This window comes from Micromonospora sp. DT46, assembly GCF_049841735.1.
Lineage (GTDB): Bacteria > Actinomycetota > Actinomycetes > Mycobacteriales > Micromonosporaceae > Micromonospora > Micromonospora reichwaldensis.
The window spans coordinates 328,278-344,445 of the sequence record NZ_JBNCKW010000006.1 but is presented as its reverse complement, the minus strand read 5'-3'; the positions used below and the strand labels follow the sequence as shown (position 1 = coordinate 344,445).

Here is a 16,168-nt window from a genome sequence, read left to right as displayed (position 1 = left end):
GACACGGCCGGTGTGCCGGGCGTCAACCCGTCGCACACCGGCCGTTCGGCTGGCGTCAGGACCGTCAGGTCCAGGCGAGCAGCGCCGCCTCCGGGTCGGCCAGGAACTCCCCGATGTCGCGCAGGAACTTCGAGCCCAGCTCACCGTCGATGATCCGGTGGTCGAAGGAGAGGCCCAGCGTGGTGACCTGACGCGGCCGGACCTTGCCCTTGTGGACCCAGGGCATCTCGCGGACCGCGCCGAAGGCCAGGATCGCCGACTCGCCCGGGGGCAGGATCGGCGTACCGGTGTCCACCCCGAACACGCCGACGTTGGTGATCGTCAGCGTGCCGCCGGACATGTCGGCCGGCGAGGTCTTCCCGGCCTTGGCCGTCTGCACCAGCCCGGTCATCGCGTCCGCCAGCTCGCGCAGCGAGAGCCGGCCGGCGTCCTTGATGTTCGGCACGATCAGCCCGCGCTCGGTGGCCGCCGCGATGCCCAGGTTGACGTAGTCCTTGACGACGATCTCGTCGCCGGCCCAGGTCGAGTTGACCATCGGGTGGCGCTTGACGGCCAGCAGCACCGCCTTGGCCACCAGCAGCAGCGGCGAGACCCGCACGTCGCGCCACTCCCGCCGGTTGCGGAGCCGGTCCAGGGCCTTCATCGCCCGGGTCACGTCGACGGTGAGGAACTCCGTGACGTGCGGAGCGGTGAACGCCGAGCGGGACATGTTCTCGGCGGTGAGCTTGCGTACCCCCTTGACGGGGATGCGCTGCTCGCGGTCCGCGCCGAAGCTCGTGGCCGCCGTGGCCGGGGCCGACACCGCGAGCGGCTCGGCCGCCGCCGTGGCCCCGCTCGCCGCCCGCTGTACGTCCTCCCGGGTGATCGAGCCCAGCGGCCCCGACCCGGTCAGCGCGGACAGGTCGACGCCGAGATCCTTGGCGAGCTTGCGTACCGGCGGCTTGGCCAGCACCGGCCCGCCGGTCGGTCCGTGACCGTTCGACGGCGCGGTCGCCACCGGGGCGGGCGGCGCCGGCGGGGCCGGAACGACCGGGGCAGCCGGCGCGACGGGTGCGGCCGGTGCGGCCGCCTGGGCCGGCAGCGGGGTGCCACCCTTGCGCGGGCGGCGCTTGGCCGCCGTGGTGCGCGGGCCGTAGCCGACCAGCACGGCGGTACGGCCGCCCGGGGCGGGACCGCCGATCAGGCCCGGCTCGACCGCGCCCTCTGCCGGCGCCACCTGGACCGCGGCCAGCGACGCCGCCGACGGGGTGGGCAGGGCCGCGTCCGGGGCGCCGGTCGTCGACGCCTCGATCGGTCCGGCGCCCGGGTCGGTGTCGATCGCGATGATCGGCGTGCCGACCTCGACCGTGCTCCCCTCCGGGTGGAAGATCGCCTGCACCTGGCCGGCCCACTTCGCCGGGATCTCGACGGCCGCCTTGGCCGTCTCCACCTCGACGATCGGCTGGTTCAGCTCGATGACGTCGCCGACCTTGACGAGCCACGCGAGGATCTCGCCCTCGGTCAGTCCCTCGCCCAGGTCGGGAAGGTTGAACTCCTTGATCCGTGACATGCCGCTCACCAGCCGAAGGTGCGGTCGACGGCGTCGAGCACCCGGTCGAGGTCGGGCAGGTACTCCTCCTCCACCCGGGAGGCCGGGTAGGGGGTGTCGAAGCCGGTCACCCGCAGCACCGGGGACTCCAGGGAGTAGAAGCACTCCTCGGTGATCCGGGCCGCGATCTCCGAGCCCAGGCCCAGGTTGCCCGGGGCCTCGTGCACGACCACGCAGCGGCCGGTGCGCTTCACCGACTCGTACGCGGCGGTCAGGTCCAGCGGGGAGAGCGAGCGCAGGTCGATGACCTCCAGCTCCCGGCCGTCCTCGGCGGCGGCGGTCGCCGCGTCCAGGCAGGTCCGCACCATCGGCCCGTACGCCAGCACCGTGGCGTCCGTGCCGGGCCGGACGACCCGGGACGAGTGCAGCGGGTACGCCCCCGACAGCGGGCCGTCCAGCTCGACGGGGCCCTTCTCCCAGTAGCGCCGCTTCGGCTCCAGGAAGACGATCGGGTCGTCCGAGGCGACGGCCTGCTGGATCATCGTGTACGCGTCCTGCGGGTTGGCGCAGGACACCACCTTCAGGCCGGCGGTGTGGGCGAAGTACGCCTCCGGCGACTCCGAGTGGTGCTCGACCGCGCCGATGCCGCCGCCGAACGGGATCCGGATGACCATCGGGATCCGCACCTTGCCCTGGGAGCGGTAGTGCATCTTCGCCACCTGCGACACGATCTGGTCGTACGCGGGGTAGACGAAGCCGTCGAACTGGATCTCGCAGACCGGCCGGAAGCCCCGGATGGCCAGGCCCACCGCGGTGCCGATGATGCCGGACTCGGCGAGCGGGGTGTCGATCACCCGCTGGTCGCCGAAGTCCTTCTGGAGGCCGTCGGTGATCCGGAAGACGCCGCCGAGCTTGCCGACGTCCTCGCCCATGATGACGACCTTCGGGTCGTTCTCCAGGGCCCTGCGCAGGCCCGTGTTGAGTGCCTTGCCGAGGGTGAGCGTCTCCGTGGCCATCAGTGGGCGCTCCCCTCGAACGACTCCATGTACTTCGTGAACTGCGCCCGCTGCTCGTCGAGCTCGGGGGACCCGTTGGGGTAGACGTGGTCGAACATCGTCACCGGCTCGGGGTTGGGCATGGCGAGCACCCGCTCGCGCAGGTGCACCGACTCGGTGCGGGCCTGCTCGTCGACGGCCGCGAAGAAGTCCGCGTCGGCGATCTGCTGCTTCTCAAGGAACGCCTTCATCCGGGCGATCGGGTCCTTCGCCTGCCAGGCCTCGACCTCGCTGGCGATCCGGTAACGGGTCGGGTCGTCGGAGGTGGTGTGCGCGCCCATCCGGTAGGTGTAGGCCTCGATCAGGCTGGGGCCCTGGCCGAGCCGGGCGTTGTCCAGCGCGTGCCGGGTCACCGCGTACGACGCGAGCACGTCGTTGCCGTCGACCCGGACGCCGGGGAAGCCGAAGCCGCCGGCCCGCTGGTAGAGCGGCACGCGGGTCTGGCGCTCCAGCGGCTCGGAGATGGCGTACTGGTTGTTCTGGCAGAAGAACACCAGCGGGGCGTTGAAGACGCTGGCCCAGACGAACGCCTCGTTGACGTCGCCCTGGCTGGTGGCGCCGTCGCCGAAGTAGGCGATCACCGCCTCGCCGTCCTCGGTGCCGGTCTTGCCGTCCATGTGGACGCCCATGGCGTAGCCGGTCGCGTGCAGGGTCTGCGCCCCGATCACGATCGTGTACATGTTGAACTTGAACTCGTTCGGGTCCCAGCCGCCCTGGTCGACGCCCCGGAACAGGCCGAGCGGCATGATCGGGTCGATGCCCCGGCAGTAGAGGACGCCGTGCTCCCGGTAGGTCGGGAAGGCCATGTCCTGCGTACGCAGCGCGCGTCCCGAGCCCACCTGCGCGGCCTCCTGGCCCAGCAGGCTGGCCCACAGGCCCAGCTCGCCCTGGCGCTGCAACGCGGTGGCCTCGGCGTCGAGCTTGCGGACCAGCACGAGGTCGCGGTAGAGCCCGCGGTACTCCTCGTCGGTGAAGTCGACGCGGTACTCGGTCCCGTCCGGGCCGGTCGCGCTCTCGATCCGCTCACCCTCCGGGGTGAGCAGCTGCACCAGCTGCGGGTCGCCGGTCGCACCCTTCTTGGACCGGGGTGCGGCCCGTCGGCCGCGACTGGAGACCCCGGGGTCGCCCTTTGCCATCCGTCTCTCCCTGTCTGTCTGCGTCGGCACCGGGGGGTCACCCGGCCGCGCAACTCGTGCGCCTGCCCGGCTGGTGCCGGACGGGTTCCTGGCGGCCGCGCCTAGCCCCGGTGGGGGTTGCCGCGCGGCGTGAGCCGGATTCTGGCCGAACCCGGATCGGGAGCGCCGGCGCCCAGCCGCGCCTGCCGCGAGGGTGCGCGGAGGTCGTGGCTGCGTTGCCGTCGTGGTCCATATTCGCATCACACGTGAGCGCGCCCACAGTGCGCCCGTCCCGGGCGCTCGCGGTGGCCCGCTTCGTCGCACGGCGCGCCCGGTGTCCGTTGCATCGACGCGCGGCCGATCCGGCGGTGGTTCGTCACCGTTCGGCCAGATACGCGTGTCGACACGCTGTACAGGGTTGGCCGACCGACCGTCACTGGTCCAGGCTGATTGGCGCGGGATCGTCCGCGTCGGGGCGGTTTGCCGCTTCCTCGTGTCCGGGCGGTGCCCCGGGCGCTCGGGCCGGTCGCCGTACCGGCCCGTCCACCGCCGGAGTCGACGAAAGGGGTGTGTGGTGTCCGAGCCAGGCCCAGATCCCACCGTTCCCCTCCTCGGCCGGCACCGGGCCGGTGGCTACCGCCGGCTGGTCGGCGCGCACCGGGCCCCCGGCTCGGGCGGGCCGTCCCGGGGCTACCTGTTCACGGTGGCACTGCTCGCCGGCACCGCGTCGATGCCGATCCTCGCCGCGATCAGCACGGGCTCCGCCACCGTCGGCAGCACGGCCCTGCCGGACGGCAGCACCCCGTTCCTCCCGACGCCCTCGGTCGGCCCCGTGGTGATCCCGGTGCCGGCGACGGGCCGCCCCCCGGTAGCCCCGTCGACCCCGTCCCCCGCCGTGGCCGACCCGGGCGACTGGCGGACCGTCGTGCCCTTCCCGCGTACGCCGATCGTCGCGGCGCCCGCCCCGCCGCCGCCGCTCGGCCCGGCGGCGCGCCCGAAGCCCCCGTCCCGGCCCGGCGGCCGACCGGTACCGCCGCCCTCGCCCCCGTCCCCGAGGCCTCCGGCGTCCCCGAGCCCGTCGCCGAAGCCTTCGCCGAGCCCCAGCCCGAGCCCGGCACCCACGCCGACCGGCGAGCCGACGTCGGTGGAGCCGACGAGCACCCTCTCGCTACCGCCGCCCGAGCCCACGGCGTCCCCGGCGCCCAGCGCGTCCCCGGCACCCGACGGCCCGACCGCCAGCGCGACCGTCGACCCCGACCCGACCACCGGCGATCCCGGCGGGACCGGGCACCGGGACGGCCGGCCGCGGGTACGGTGACGGTCGACGGCAGGTGATCCACGGCAGGACCCCGGCCCGGTCGGAGCGCCGGGGTACGGACGGGAACGGTTCCGGGCGACGGCCCGGGGTGGACGCAGAGGCGGGGCGCTGAGCGGGACGGGTGGTTCGGACGCGGAGCCCCACAGCCGTCCGGCCGCCCCGCCACCACCCGGCCGGACCCTCCGGCTCGCTCGGTTCGTGACCGAGCTGACCGCGCCCGCGGTGCTGGTCTCGGCGCTGACGCTGGCGGTCGGCTGGCACAGCGCCCAGGGCGCGCACGGGCTGGCCTGGGGGCTGCTGGCCACGCTCTTCGTCAGCGGGATCCCGTTCGCGTACATCCTCGGCGGGGTGCGTCGCGGCCGGCTGACCGACCATCACGTGGGGATCCGCGAGCAGCGCCGCGTCCCGCTGCTGTTCGGGCTCTGCTCGGTCGCCGCCGGGCTGGCCCTGCTCGCCGTGCTCGGCGCGCCGCGACCGGTGCTGGCCCTGGCCGCCGCCGGGCTCGTCGGCCTGGTGGTCGCCGTGACGGTGAGCCACTGGTGGAAGATGTCGATCCACTCGGCGGTGGCCGCCGGCACGGTGGTCGTGCTGGTGCTCACGTTCGGGGCCGGGTTGCTGGCGACGGCGCCACTGCTCGCGCTGGTCGGTTGGTCCCGGGTCCGCCTGCGCGACCACACCGTGCCCCAGGTGGTCGCGGGACTAGCCCTGGGCGCCCTGGTAGCCGCCCTCTTCTTCGCCCCCCTCCGCTAACCCCCACCCCACCCCTCCCGGTCCGTGCGCCCCCGGCCGAGGCCGTTGATCATGCAGTTGTGGTGCCCCGCAAAAGCCGCGTAACGCTGCTTTTCGTCCACCACAACTGCATGATCGACGCCGCGCGGGAGGGAGGGCATGAGGGTGGAAAGGGGGCGGGTGGGGGGTCAGGCGGGGTCGTCCGTGAGGCGGTGGCGGTTGGCCTCGATCCAGGCGTCGAGGGCGGCCGGGTCGTCGGGGTCGACGCCGTCGGCCATCAGCTGCGCGACGGCGGCGGTGGCGGGGCTGCGGCGTTCGCCCGTGCTGTAGAGGCGGGCGAACTCCGGCACCATCTCCTCGACGGCCGTGTCGATCTGCGTCGCCGCCTGCTCGGGCAGCCCGCGCTTGCGGGTGGCGTAGCCGGCCCAGGCGCGCAGCACCCGGGGCAGCAGCGCCGCGTCGTCCATGTCCAGCACCGCGCGCCGGTGCACCCAGTCCAGCAGGAACAGCCCGGCCACGGTGGGGCTCCACCGCAGCGGGTCGGCGTCCGGGAAGCTGGCCGCGTGGTCCAGCAGCAGGCTGAGGCAGAAGTGCAGCGAGGCCAGCTCCGCCCCGTCGATGGTGTCCAGGCCGAAGCGGGCCGCCTCGGGCGAGGCGAGGAACCGGCGGACCAGGTCCGTACGCTCGGCGGCGGAGAGCGGTTCGGCGGCGGGCGCGGGGGCCGCCCCGGCCGCCTGCGGCAGCCGTGCCAGCCGGGCGCCGAGCAGGGCGCGGTCGGTGGCGAGCGAGCCCTCCCCGGGCAACTCGGTCAGGCCGTCGGTGATCGCGAGGTGGCGGGTCACCTCGGCGCGCATCCGGGCCGGCTCCTCGTCGCGGAACCAGGTCAGCTCGTCCCCGGCGCACATCTGCCGGACCTGGTCGAGGATGCGGTCGGGCGGCCCGCCGACGAAGACGTCCTTGGTGATGCCGATGTTGTGGTCGAGCAGCGTCACCACGGCGTGCGCCGAACCGCCGGCCGGGTCGTCGTAGGCGAAGGTCGCCAGGTAGGAGGTCTGGTCGCCGTACACGTCGCCGTAGGACCAGCAGCCGGTCAGGTGCACGCGGCCGAGCTGGCTGGCCCAGGCGGGGGTGGCGGCGCCCGGGCGGACCCGGTCGGTGCCCTCGGCGTCGGGCACCAGCGCGGCGAACACGGAACGGATGGTGGTCGCCGCGGCCGAGCGGCGGCGGGAGGTGGCGGCCAGGAAGCCGGCCACGAAGTCCCGGACGGCGGCGTCACGTTCGGTCTCGGCGACCGAGTAGACGCTGCCGAGCAGGGCCGCGCCGAGCATCTCCGCGTCGAGGGCGTTGTCCAGCTTGGCCACGTCGCGGGCGGCGTGCAGCACCGCGTCGTACGGGGTCTGAGGCGTTCCCATCCACCGACCCTACGCCGCCGCCCGCCCCGGGACGGTACGAGCGACCCGAGCGTCCGGCCCGCGTCGCGCCGCCACGCCGCCGACCTGCGGTTGTCGCGGGACGGGATTTTCGGCTCAGCGGCCGGCGGCCTCCCTGAGGGCCGTACGGGCCTCGGCGTAGGAGGCGAGCACCGCCCGCACCGGGGTCAGCACGTGCTCCTCGCCGATCGTCGCCACCGCGTCCGTGAGGCGCCGCTCGGCCCGGCGACGGGCGCGGCGGGCCGCCCAGCGGACGATCGGCCTGGTCAGGGCGGCCACCAGCAGCCCGGCGAGCAGGCCGCCGAGGAGCAGCAGGGTGGGCAGCGGCACCTCGCCGACCATCGGGTGCTCCAGCGCCGGCAGGCCCAGCGCGCGTAGCGCGTAGCCGAGCGCCAGCCAGCCCAGCCCGGCCAGCGCCGCCAGGGTCACCAGCCACTGGAGGCCGCCGACGAACCGCCACCAGAGCGGTCGCCGGTCCATGCCCAGGTCCGTGTTGGCCACCGCGCGGTCCAGCGCGTCCGGTAGGTCGGCGAGGCGGGATCGGGCGGCGGCGGTCACCGCGGCCGGCCAGGCGGCGGGCAGGTCCGCCCCGGTCCGGTCGGCCACCGACCGGATCGCCAGCCCGAGCGCCGCGCGCTGCGCTGCGGTGGGGTCGGGCACCGAGGTCGCGGCGACGAGGCTCTCCGCCGGTTCGTCGCGCCCGGCGGCCGGGCCGGGCAGGTGCAGCCGGCGCAGCGGGTCGGGCCGCAGCCGCCGCCAGCCCCGCACCAGCGGCCAGCCGGTGGTGGCGGCGCCCCGGTGCCGGTACGCCTGCTCGACCGCCTCGGCGACCGCCGGCACCCCGGCGGCGCCGGCGAGCGCCCGGTGCAGCGCACTGACGGCGGCGGCGTCGGGTCCCCCGGCCGGCGAGGCGCCGCCGACCAGCTCTTCGAGCCCGGCCACCACCGCGTCCACGTCGCCCTGGAGCCGCCGCAGCGCGGCCTGCCGCTCGGCCACCGTGCGTTCGAGCGCCTCCCGCAGCCCGACCATGCCCGCCGGGTCGACGGCGGTCGTCGCCAGCAGCGGTACGCCGTCCAGGCCGTCGGAGTCGAGCAGCCGGCGCAGGTCGGCCAGCACCCGGGGCAGCTCGGCCGGTGGCAGCCGGTCGGCCTGGTTGAGCACGACCAGGGTGACGTCCCGGTGCCGGTGGAACTCGCGCAGGTAGTTGGTGTGGATGACGCGGTCGGCGTACTTCTGCGGGTCGACCACCCACACCACGAGGTCGACCAGGCCGAGCAGTCGGTCCACCTCCAGCCGGTGCGACCGCTGCACCGAGTCGAAGTCGGGCAGGTCGAGCAGGATCAGCCCGTGCAGGGCGGACTCGTCGTCGCCGTCCAGCACGCTCTCCCGGACGAACCGGTGCCGGGGCAGCACGCCCACCCAGTCGAGCAGGCGGTTGCCGCCGTCGAGCGGCCCCCACACGCAGGCGTGCGCGACGCCGGTGGTGGGGCGGCGCACGCCGACCGTGGAGAGTTCCATCCGGGCGAGCGCGTTGAACAGACTGGACTTGCCGCTGCCGGTCGCGCCGGCGAGGGCCACCACGGTGTGGTCGCGGGAGAGCGCCAGCCGGGTGCCGGCCCGCTCGACGAGGGTGTGCGCCGACACGAGCCGCGCGTCCGGCAGGTGGCCGTCGACGACCGTCAGGAACCGGCGTACGGCGTCGAGGCGGGCGACGAGCGCGTCGGCGTCCACCCGCTGGTCACCGCGGAACGCCTCGCGCATCCGCCCGACGATGTTGGTCATGACCCTCCGTCCCCGGTGCCGGGCGGGCCCGCGACGGCCGCGCCGGAGAGGTCGCTGCGGTTGCGGGCGATCTCCACCCGGTTGGCGGCGCCGCGCAGGGCCTCCGCGGTGTCCGCGGCGGGCCGCGCCTGCGCCGTCCGGTCCAGGTAGCGGGCGGCCTCGTCGTCGAGCAGGGCCCGCACCCGGTCCAGCAGGTCGGCCCGGGCCTTGGCGGCCAGCGTACGCACGGCCTGGTCGCCGAAGATCGCCTGGAGCACGGTCTGCGCGGCGACGGTCGTGCCGGCCCCGGTGGCCACCTCCAGCCCGGTGGGGATGAACGCCGTCGAGGCGAACACCGCGATCATGACAGCGAGCCCGGTGGCGTTCACCGCGTACGCGGCCGTCCGGGCCACGAAGCGGCGGTCGCCGCCCTCGGCGCGGACCAGCTCCAGCACGCCACGCTGCCACTCCCGGACCAGCCGCTCGGCCCGTTCGGGCAGGTCGGCGGAGGGGTGGGCCAGCTCCGGTTCGAGCAGCGCCGCCCCGGCGGGATGCGCCTTCCACCCGGTGTACGCGTTCTCGGCCGCCTCGGCGGCGACGCCCCGCAGCAGGGTCACCAGCTGGGACTCGATGGCGTCCCGCAGCTCGGACGCGGGCGCGGGCCGGCCGGTGACCGCCGCCACGACCCGGTCGCGGAGCCGCCCGATGCGGGCCTCCATGGTGCGGAAGAACTCGCCGGTGCCGACGAACTCCTGCCAGCGGGCCAGCACCTCGCCGCGGAGCAGCCGGCCGTCCTTCAGCCCCTGCCCGACGGTCCGGTACGCCCCCCGGTACGCGGCCAGCACCCGTTCGTCGAGCGCGTCGGCGGCGGTGACCTGCTCCTCGGCGGCGTCGGCGAGCCCCTCGACCGCCGGGTGCAGCGCGGCGAGCGCGCCGTCCAGGGTCTGCCGGACCACGGCGGCGCGGGCGTCGGCGTCGGCGGCCAGCCGGGCGAACCAGGCGGCGAGCGGCGCGGTGACCCGCTCGGGCAGCAGGCCCTGCCCGTCGACCCAGGTCTCCGGCAGCACGAAGAGCGGGGCCGCCCCCAACTCCTGCGCGGCGAGCATCTCCGACAGGTGTGCGGCGATCTCGTCGGCCGCCTCCGCAGGCACCCGGTCCAGCACCATGGCGATGACCGCGCCCCGGGCCCGGGCGCTGCGCAGCAGCTCCCAGGGGACGGCGTCGGCGTAGCGGGCGGCGGTGGTGACGAAGAGCCAGAGGTCGGCGGCGGCCAGGAGCTGACCGGCCAGGGCCCGGTTGGCGTCGACGACCGAGTCGATGTCGGGGGCGTCGAGGAAGGCCAGCCCGGCGGGCAGGGCCGGGGCGGTCACCAGTTGCAGGGTGCGCGGGTCCTCGCTGGGCTCGGTGGTGCGGGTGAGGCCGGGCAGCAGCTCGCCCTGGCGGAACCAGCCCGAGTCGGCCGGGTTGCAGACCAGCACCGGGGAGCGGGTGGTCGGGCGGAGCACCCCGGCGGCGCTCACCCGCGCCTGCACCAGGCTGTTGACCAGCGTGGACTTGCCCGCGCCGGTGGACCCGCAGACCACCACGAGCAGCGGCGCGTCGAGCCGGCGCAGCCGGGGCAGCAGGTAGTCGTCGAGCTGGTCGGTGAGGCTCCCGCCGGCGCGCCGGGCAGGCTCGGCGGAGGGCAGCGCGAGCGGGAACCGGGCCGCCCCGATCGCGGCGCGCAGGCCGGCCAGTGTGGCGGGCAGGCTGTCGTCCCCGGTGGTGGCGGGCCGGTCCTCCCCGGCGTCCGTGGGGCCGGTGCGGGCTGCGACGGTGGGCGTGCCGGCCGGGGTGGCGGGATCGCCGTGCGTCGTCACCGCTAAAGCGTGCCCGACCGATGCAAGGGAAGACAACCGATCGGTACGAACCTGGGGTTGCGTCGGGTCGACTCAACCCCGACTTGACGATTTCGCGGGGCGTGGCACTATTGAGTCAAGTTCACTCAACTTGTGGTGGGGTCGCTGCGGGCGACGCCCGCCGGGCAGCTCGACGGGCGTCGCCCGTCACCTGCCCACAACGTGATGAAGCGAGGAAGCGAAGATGGCACGTGCGGTCGGTATCGACCTGGGCACGACGAACTCCTGCGTCAGCGTTCTGGAGGGCGGTGAGCCCACCGTCATCGCCAACGCTGAAGGCTCGCGGACGACCCCGTCGATCGTCGCGTTCGCCCGCAACGGCGAGGTGCTCGTCGGTGAGGTCGCCAAGCGCCAGGCGGTGACGAACCCGGACCGGACCATCCGCTCGGTCAAGCGGGAGATCGGCACCAACTGGTCCGTCGACATCGACGGCAAGAAGTACACCCCGCAGGAGATCTCGGCCCGCACGCTGATGAAGCTCAAGCGGGACGCCGAGGCGTACCTGGGCGAGCAGATCACCGACGCGGTGATCACCGTCCCGGCCTACTTCAACGACGGCCAGCGCCAGTCCACCAAGGAGGCCGGCGAGATCGCCGGCTTCAACGTGCTGCGGATCGTGAACGAGCCGACCGCGGCGGCCCTGGCGTACGGGCTGGACAAGGGCTCCAAGGAGCAGACCGTCCTGGTCTTCGACCTCGGCGGCGGCACCTTCGACGTGTCGCTGCTGGAGCTGGCCGAGGGCGTCGTCGAGGTCAAGTCGACCAGCGGTGACAACAACCTCGGTGGCGACGACTGGGACCAGCGGATCATCGACCACCTGGTGAAGACCTTCCGCGGCGAGCACGGCATCGACCTGGGCCAGGACAAGATGGCCCTCCAGCGGCTCCGCGAGGCGGCCGAGAAGGCCAAGATCGAGCTGTCCGCCGCCACCACCACCAACATCAACCTGCCGTACATCACGGCCGGCGCGGCGGGCCCGCTGCACCTCGACGTGACCCTCAGCCGGGCCGAGTTCCAGCGGATGACGCAGGACCTGCTGGACCGCTGCAAGGGCCCGTTCGAGCAGGCCGTGAAGGACGCCGGCATCAAGGTCTCCGACGTCGAGCACGTCATCATGGTCGGCGGCTCGACCCGGATGCCGGCCGTGACCGACCTGGTCAAGCAGCTCACCGGCAAGGAGCCCAACAAGGGCGTCAACCCGGACGAGGTCGTCGCCGTCGGCGCCGCCCTCCAGGCCGGCGTGCTCAAGGGCGAGGTCAAGGACGTCCTGCTGCTCGACGTGACCCCGCTGAGCCTGGGCATCGAGACCAAGGGCGGCATCTTCACCAAGCTGATCGAGCGCAACACCACTATCCCGACCAAGCGCTCCGAGGTCTTCACCACGGCGGACGACAACCAGCCGTCGGTGCTGATCCAGGTGTTCCAGGGTGAGCGGGAGATCGCGGCCTACAACAAGAAGCTCGGCACCTTCGAGCTGACCGGCCTCCCGCCGGCGCCGCGCGGCGTGCCGCAGATCGAGGTCACCTTCGACATCGACGCCAACGGCATCGTCAACGTCCACGCCAAGGACCTCGGCACCGGCAAGGAACAGAAGATGACGATCACCGGCGGCTCCTCGCTGCCGAAGGACGACATCGAGCGCATGCGCCGCGACGCCGAGGAACACGCCGAGGACGACAAGCGTCGCCGCGAGGAGGCCGAGACCCGCAACCTGGCCGAGGCGCTCCAGTGGCAGACCGAGAAGTTCCTGGCCGAGAGCGGCGACAAGCTGCCGGCGGAGTCCCGTGACAAGATCAACGAGGCGCTCGGTGAGCTGCGCGGCGCGCTCGGCGGCCAGGACATCGAGAAGATCAAGTCGGCCCACGAGCGGCTGGCGCAGGTCTCCCAGGAGGCCGGCTCGCTGCTCTACGCCCAGCAGGGCGAGCAGCCGGGCGAGGCCGGTCCGGGCGCGGCGGGTGCCGCGGGCGCCGGGGCGACCGGCGGTACGCAGGCCGGCGGGCCCGCCGGCGGCGCGGACGACGTGGTCGACGCGGAGATCGTGGACGAGGACAAGGACAAGAAGTGACGATCCGTCCCTGGACACGGCACCACGGCAGAGGGATGAGGTAGCCCCATGACGGAGAAGCCACGAGCTGCCGACCCGGGTGCGACCGGGTCGGCGCCGGGTGGCTCCGCGCCCGCCGAGCAGGCCGGCGACGGGCCGCGGGTCGTCATCCGTGACAACCGCAAGATCAGCGAGACGTCCGAGCCGGCCGCCGCCGACGCCGGCTCGGACGCCCCGGCCGAGGGCCTGGTCGAGGAGTCCGAGGTCGTCGTCGACGAGATCGAGGTCGAGGCGACCGAGGTGACCGGCCCGCCGGTGGTGGACGCCCCGGCCCAGCCGGTCGACGGCGGCCCGAGCGCGCTCGGCGCCGAACTCGAGGCGCTGCGCAAGGACCTCGACGAGCGGACCCGGGACCTCCAGCGGGTGACGGCGGAGTACGCCAACTACCGCAAGCGGGTGGACCGGGACAAGGGTCTGGTCACCGAGCAGGCAACCGGTGCGGTGCTCGCCGCGCTGCTGCCGATCCTCGACGACCTGGACCGGGCCCGCGAGCACGGCGACCTGGTCGGGCCGTTCGGCAGCGTGGCCGACCAGCTCACCACGGCGCTCGGCAAGTTCGGGCTCACCCCGTTCGGCGAGCAGGGCGACCCGTTCGACCCGACCCGGCACGAGGCGGTCGCGCACCAGACCTCGGCCGATGTCACCGAGCCCACCTGCGTACAGGTGATGCGTCGGGGCTACCAGGTCGGTGAGCGGCTGTTGCGGCCCGCGATGGTCGCAGTCGCCGACCCGGAGTAGTGCGGAACCACGACCGGACCGTCCCGCCTGCCCGCAGAGGGCCGGCGGGACGGTCGGTCCCCAGCTAGGGAAGGGGGTGGACCGGTGAGTTCCAAGGACTGGATCGAGAAGGACTTCTACGCCGTGCTGGGCGTGGACAAGGCCGCCACCGCCGACGACGTCAAGAAGGCGTACCGGAAACTGGCCCGGGATTCGCACCCGGACCACAACCCCGGCGACCCGAAGGCCGAGGAGCGCTTCAAGGCCGCCTCCGAGGCCTACGCCGTCCTCGGCGACGACGCCAAGCGGCGGGAGTACGACGAGCTGCGGTCGCTGTTCGGCTCGGGGGCGTTCCGGCGCGGAGCCCGTGGCGCCGGCCAGCCCGGCGGCGTGCCGTTCGACGTCTCCGACCTGTTCGGGGGCGCCGCGGGCGGGGGCGGTGACCGCCGCTTCGGCGGGGCCGGCTTCCAGGACCTGTTCAGCTCGATCTTCTCGGGCGGTGCCGGCGGTCCCGCCGCCGGCGGGGCGGCGGCCCGTGGCCCGGCCCGGGGGCGGGACGTCGAGGCCGAGGTGGCCCTCGACTTCGACGACGCCGTACGCGGGGTGACGCTCCCGCTGACGCTGCGCGCCCCCGGGGTGTGCGACACCTGCCACGGCAACGGGGCCAAGCCCGGCACCCAGCCGCGCACCTGCCCGGTGTGCCACGGGGCCGGGGTGTCCAACCGCAACCAGGGGTCGTTCAGCTTCTCCGAGCCGTGCCGCAACTGCCAGGGCGTGGGCACCGTCGTGGACGAGAAGTGCCCCGAGTGCCAGGGCACCGGCGGGGTCACCAAGACCCGCACGCTGAACGTCCGCTTCCCGGCCGGCGTGGCGGACGGCCAGAAGATCCGGCTGGCCGGGCGGGGCGAGCCCGGCGCGCGAGGTGGCCCGGCGGGCGACCTCTTCGTACACGTGAAGGTGCGGCCGGACGAACTGTTCGGGCGTACCGGCGACGACCTCACGCTGACGGTGCCGGTCACGTTCGCGGAGGCCGTGCTCGGCACGGACCTGCGGGTGCCCACCCTCGACGGCACGGTGACCCTGCGGGTGCCACCGGGCACGCCGAGCGGCCGGATCCTGCGGGCGCGGGGCAAGGGGGTGGTCCGCCGTGACGGTCAGGCGGGCGACCTGCTGGTGACGCTCGACGTGGTGGTACCCGCGAAGGTGTCCGACGAGGCGCGAGCGGCGTTGGAGGACTTCGCCGCGCAGACCCCGCCGGCCGCCCGGGAACATCTCGAGGCGCGCGTACGTCGATTCAGTTGACCCGGTGTTCAGTCGGCTCGGTGGAGTGCACGCGGAGGTGAGCGGGATGTCGGACGAGTTCGTCGGCTCGGGTGACCCTGCCTACGAGGCCAAGGTGCTGATGATCTCGGTGGCGGCGCGGATGGCGGGGATGCACCCGCAGACCCTGCGCCAGTACGACCGGTTGGGCCTGGTCCAGCCGGGACGTGCCGCCGGCGGCGGGCGCCGCTACAGCGTCCGCGACGTGGTGCTGCTGCGCGAGGTGCAGCGGCTCAGCCAGGACGACGGGATCAACCTGGCCGGGGTCAAGCGGATCATCGGGCTGGAACGGCTGCTGGAGCAGGCGCAGCAGCGGGTGGCCCGGCTGGAGGCGGAGCTGGACGCCGCGTACCGGCGGATCGCCGAACTGGAGGCGCTGGCCCGCTTCCCGGGCAGCGACCTCGTGCCGACCAACCGCACCTCCACCGCGCTGGTGGTCTGGCGTCCCCGCCGGGGCCCCGAGCGCTGACGACACCTCCCGCGCCCGGCCGCTCTCCCGCGGCCGGGCGCGGTCGTCTTTCCGTCCCGCGCGGCGGGCGCGGTCGTCCTCCCGTCCCGCTCGGCGGCCCGGTGGCGGGCGTGGTCGCCACTGCCGGTCCCGCCGGTCCGCCGCACCCGAACGTGCACCCTTCCGGCCCCGGCCCGGCCCCGGCCTCGACTCCGGCTCGGGCTCCGGCTCCGGGTGTGCCGTCGTCGGTCGCTGCCGCTATCGCCGCACCGCCCGCGTTGCTGGCGGGGCAGGCCTTCCAGGCGCGTCGCGTCCGCCGTGTCGCCGAACACCGCTCCGCCTGAGCCACGAGTGGAACACCAGGGGTGTCTCCGCCCCCGGATGACACCCCTGGTGTTCCACTCGTCGCGGATGCCGGTTTGCCGGCGGGGAAGGCACCGGATCCGCTAATCTGCGAATCAGGTCCAACCCGCTTAATCCGGACTCCAATGGCAGGGGGAGCCATGACGGAAGCCGCGAGGAAGGTTGCCCAGCAGGCGGAGGAACGGCTCGAAGAGGTGGCGAAGAACGTCCGGGAGAAATTCGACCGGGTCACCGAGGGCCGCTTCACCGACAAGGTCAAGAACGGCGCGTTCGCCGACCGGGCCGACCACGGCACCGAGCAGGGACGCGACGAGGCGAGACGCCGCGAAAAGGGCGGATCGGAGCACTGACGTTCCGCCGACGTGCGGGCCGGGACCCACGG

At 74.3% G+C, this 16,168-nt stretch carries 13 protein-coding genes; 6 read left to right on the top strand and 7 right to left on the bottom strand.

Annotated elements, in window-relative coordinates:
* Window positions 1-64 precede the first annotated feature (64 nt).
* The 4 genes from ACLQ20_RS18750 to ACLQ20_RS18735 form a co-directional block, all read right to left on the bottom strand.
* Window positions 65-1,549 carry a dihydrolipoamide acetyltransferase family protein gene (locus ACLQ20_RS18750; protein ID WP_425857216.1) on the bottom strand — a complete coding sequence of 495 codons (1,485 nt, stop codon included), beginning with the start codon at window positions 1,547-1,549 and terminating at the stop codon, window positions 65-67.
* A gap of 5 nt (window positions 1,550-1,554) precedes the next feature.
* The gene (locus tag ACLQ20_RS18745) at window positions 1,555-2,544 is read right to left on the bottom strand and encodes an alpha-ketoacid dehydrogenase subunit beta (protein ID WP_151457451.1); all 990 of its coding nucleotides are present in this window, start codon (window positions 2,542-2,544) and stop codon (window positions 1,555-1,557) included.
* Window positions 2,544-3,719, bottom strand: coding sequence for a pyruvate dehydrogenase (acetyl-transferring) E1 component subunit alpha (gene pdhA, locus ACLQ20_RS18740; protein WP_132235260.1), 1,176 nt, complete (start codon window positions 3,717-3,719; stop codon window positions 2,544-2,546). Before pdhA ends, ACLQ20_RS18745 begins: the two co-directional genes overlap by 1 nt.
* Window positions 3,720-4,388: 669 nt before the next feature.
* On the bottom strand, window positions 4,389-4,964 hold the full coding sequence (locus ACLQ20_RS18735) for a hypothetical protein (RefSeq protein WP_425856892.1): 576 nt from the start codon (window positions 4,962-4,964) through the stop codon (window positions 4,389-4,391).
* A gap of 250 nt (window positions 4,965-5,214) precedes the next feature.
* Here ACLQ20_RS18735 and ACLQ20_RS18730 point away from each other — a divergent pair, with 250 nt between their 5' ends.
* The gene (locus tag ACLQ20_RS18730; RefSeq protein ID WP_327030118.1) at window positions 5,215-5,766 is read left to right on the top strand and encodes a phosphatase PAP2 family protein; all 552 of its coding nucleotides are present in this window, start codon (window positions 5,215-5,217) and stop codon (window positions 5,764-5,766) included.
* 167 nt (window positions 5,767-5,933) lie between these two features.
* Here the strand turns inward: ACLQ20_RS18730 and ACLQ20_RS18725 are convergent, their stop codons facing one another.
* From ACLQ20_RS18725 to ACLQ20_RS18715, 3 genes are all read right to left on the bottom strand, one after another.
* Entirely contained in the window at window positions 5,934-7,157 is a 1,224-nt protein-coding gene (locus ACLQ20_RS18725; RefSeq protein ID WP_425856889.1) for a hypothetical protein, read from the bottom strand.
* Window positions 7,158-7,271: 114 nt separating this feature from the next.
* Window positions 7,272-8,957, bottom strand: a complete 1,686-nt coding sequence (locus ACLQ20_RS18720; protein WP_358118924.1) for a GTPase — start codon at window positions 8,955-8,957, stop codon at window positions 7,272-7,274.
* The gene (locus ACLQ20_RS18715; RefSeq protein ID WP_425856885.1) at window positions 8,954-10,795 is read right to left on the bottom strand and encodes an ABC transporter; all 1,842 of its coding nucleotides are present in this window, start codon (window positions 10,793-10,795) and stop codon (window positions 8,954-8,956) included. Before ACLQ20_RS18715 ends, ACLQ20_RS18720 begins: the two co-directional genes overlap by 4 nt.
* A gap of 223 nt (window positions 10,796-11,018) precedes the next feature.
* On the opposite strand from ACLQ20_RS18715, the gene dnaK reads away from it, so the two are divergent.
* From dnaK to ACLQ20_RS18690, 5 genes are all read left to right on the top strand, one after another.
* Window positions 11,019-12,899 (top strand): molecular chaperone DnaK, encoded by a 1,881-nt coding sequence (dnaK, locus tag ACLQ20_RS18710; RefSeq protein WP_151455880.1) that lies wholly within the window; start codon window positions 11,019-11,021, stop codon window positions 12,897-12,899.
* A gap of 48 nt (window positions 12,900-12,947) precedes the next feature.
* Window positions 12,948-13,676: a nucleotide exchange factor GrpE gene (gene grpE, locus ACLQ20_RS18705; protein WP_151455881.1), complete on the top strand. Its 729-nt coding sequence runs from the start codon at window positions 12,948-12,950 to the stop codon at window positions 13,674-13,676.
* A gap of 84 nt (window positions 13,677-13,760) precedes the next feature.
* A complete protein-coding gene (gene dnaJ, locus ACLQ20_RS18700; protein ID WP_425856881.1) occupies window positions 13,761-14,957 on the top strand; it encodes a molecular chaperone DnaJ in 1,197 nt (398 codons plus the stop codon).
* A gap of 46 nt (window positions 14,958-15,003) precedes the next feature.
* Window positions 15,004-15,444 carry a heat shock protein transcriptional repressor HspR gene (locus tag ACLQ20_RS18695; protein ID WP_121399143.1) on the top strand — a complete coding sequence of 147 codons (441 nt, stop codon included), beginning with the start codon at window positions 15,004-15,006 and terminating at the stop codon, window positions 15,442-15,444.
* 482 nt (window positions 15,445-15,926) lie between these two features.
* Window positions 15,927-16,136 (top strand): hypothetical protein, encoded by a 210-nt coding sequence (locus ACLQ20_RS18690; protein ID WP_425856879.1) that lies wholly within the window; start codon window positions 15,927-15,929, stop codon window positions 16,134-16,136.
* The last annotated feature ends 32 nt before the right edge of the window (window positions 16,137-16,168 follow it).

Coding starts and splice junctions, on each gene's coding strand:
- ACLQ20_RS18750 (WP_425857216.1), bottom strand. CDS start 1,549: ATGTCACGGATCAAGGAGTTCAACCTTCCCGACCTGGGCGAGGGACTG.
- ACLQ20_RS18745 (WP_151457451.1), bottom strand. CDS start 2,544: ATGGCCACGGAGACGCTCACCCTCGGCAAGGCACTCAACACGGGCCTG.
- pdhA (WP_132235260.1), bottom strand. CDS start 3,719: ATGGCAAAGGGCGACCCCGGGGTCTCCAGTCGCGGCCGACGGGCCGCA.
- ACLQ20_RS18725 (WP_425856889.1), bottom strand. CDS start 7,157: ATGGGAACGCCTCAGACCCCGTACGACGCGGTGCTGCACGCCGCCCGC.
- ACLQ20_RS18720 (WP_358118924.1), bottom strand. CDS start 8,957: ATGACCAACATCGTCGGGCGGATGCGCGAGGCGTTCCGCGGTGACCAG.
- dnaK (WP_151455880.1), top strand. CDS start 11,019: ATGGCACGTGCGGTCGGTATCGACCTGGGCACGACGAACTCCTGCGTC.
- grpE (WP_151455881.1), top strand. CDS start 12,948: ATGACGGAGAAGCCACGAGCTGCCGACCCGGGTGCGACCGGGTCGGCG.
- ACLQ20_RS18695 (WP_121399143.1), top strand. CDS start 15,004: ATGTCGGACGAGTTCGTCGGCTCGGGTGACCCTGCCTACGAGGCCAAG.
- ACLQ20_RS18690 (WP_425856879.1), top strand. CDS start 15,927: ATGACGGAAGCCGCGAGGAAGGTTGCCCAGCAGGCGGAGGAACGGCTC.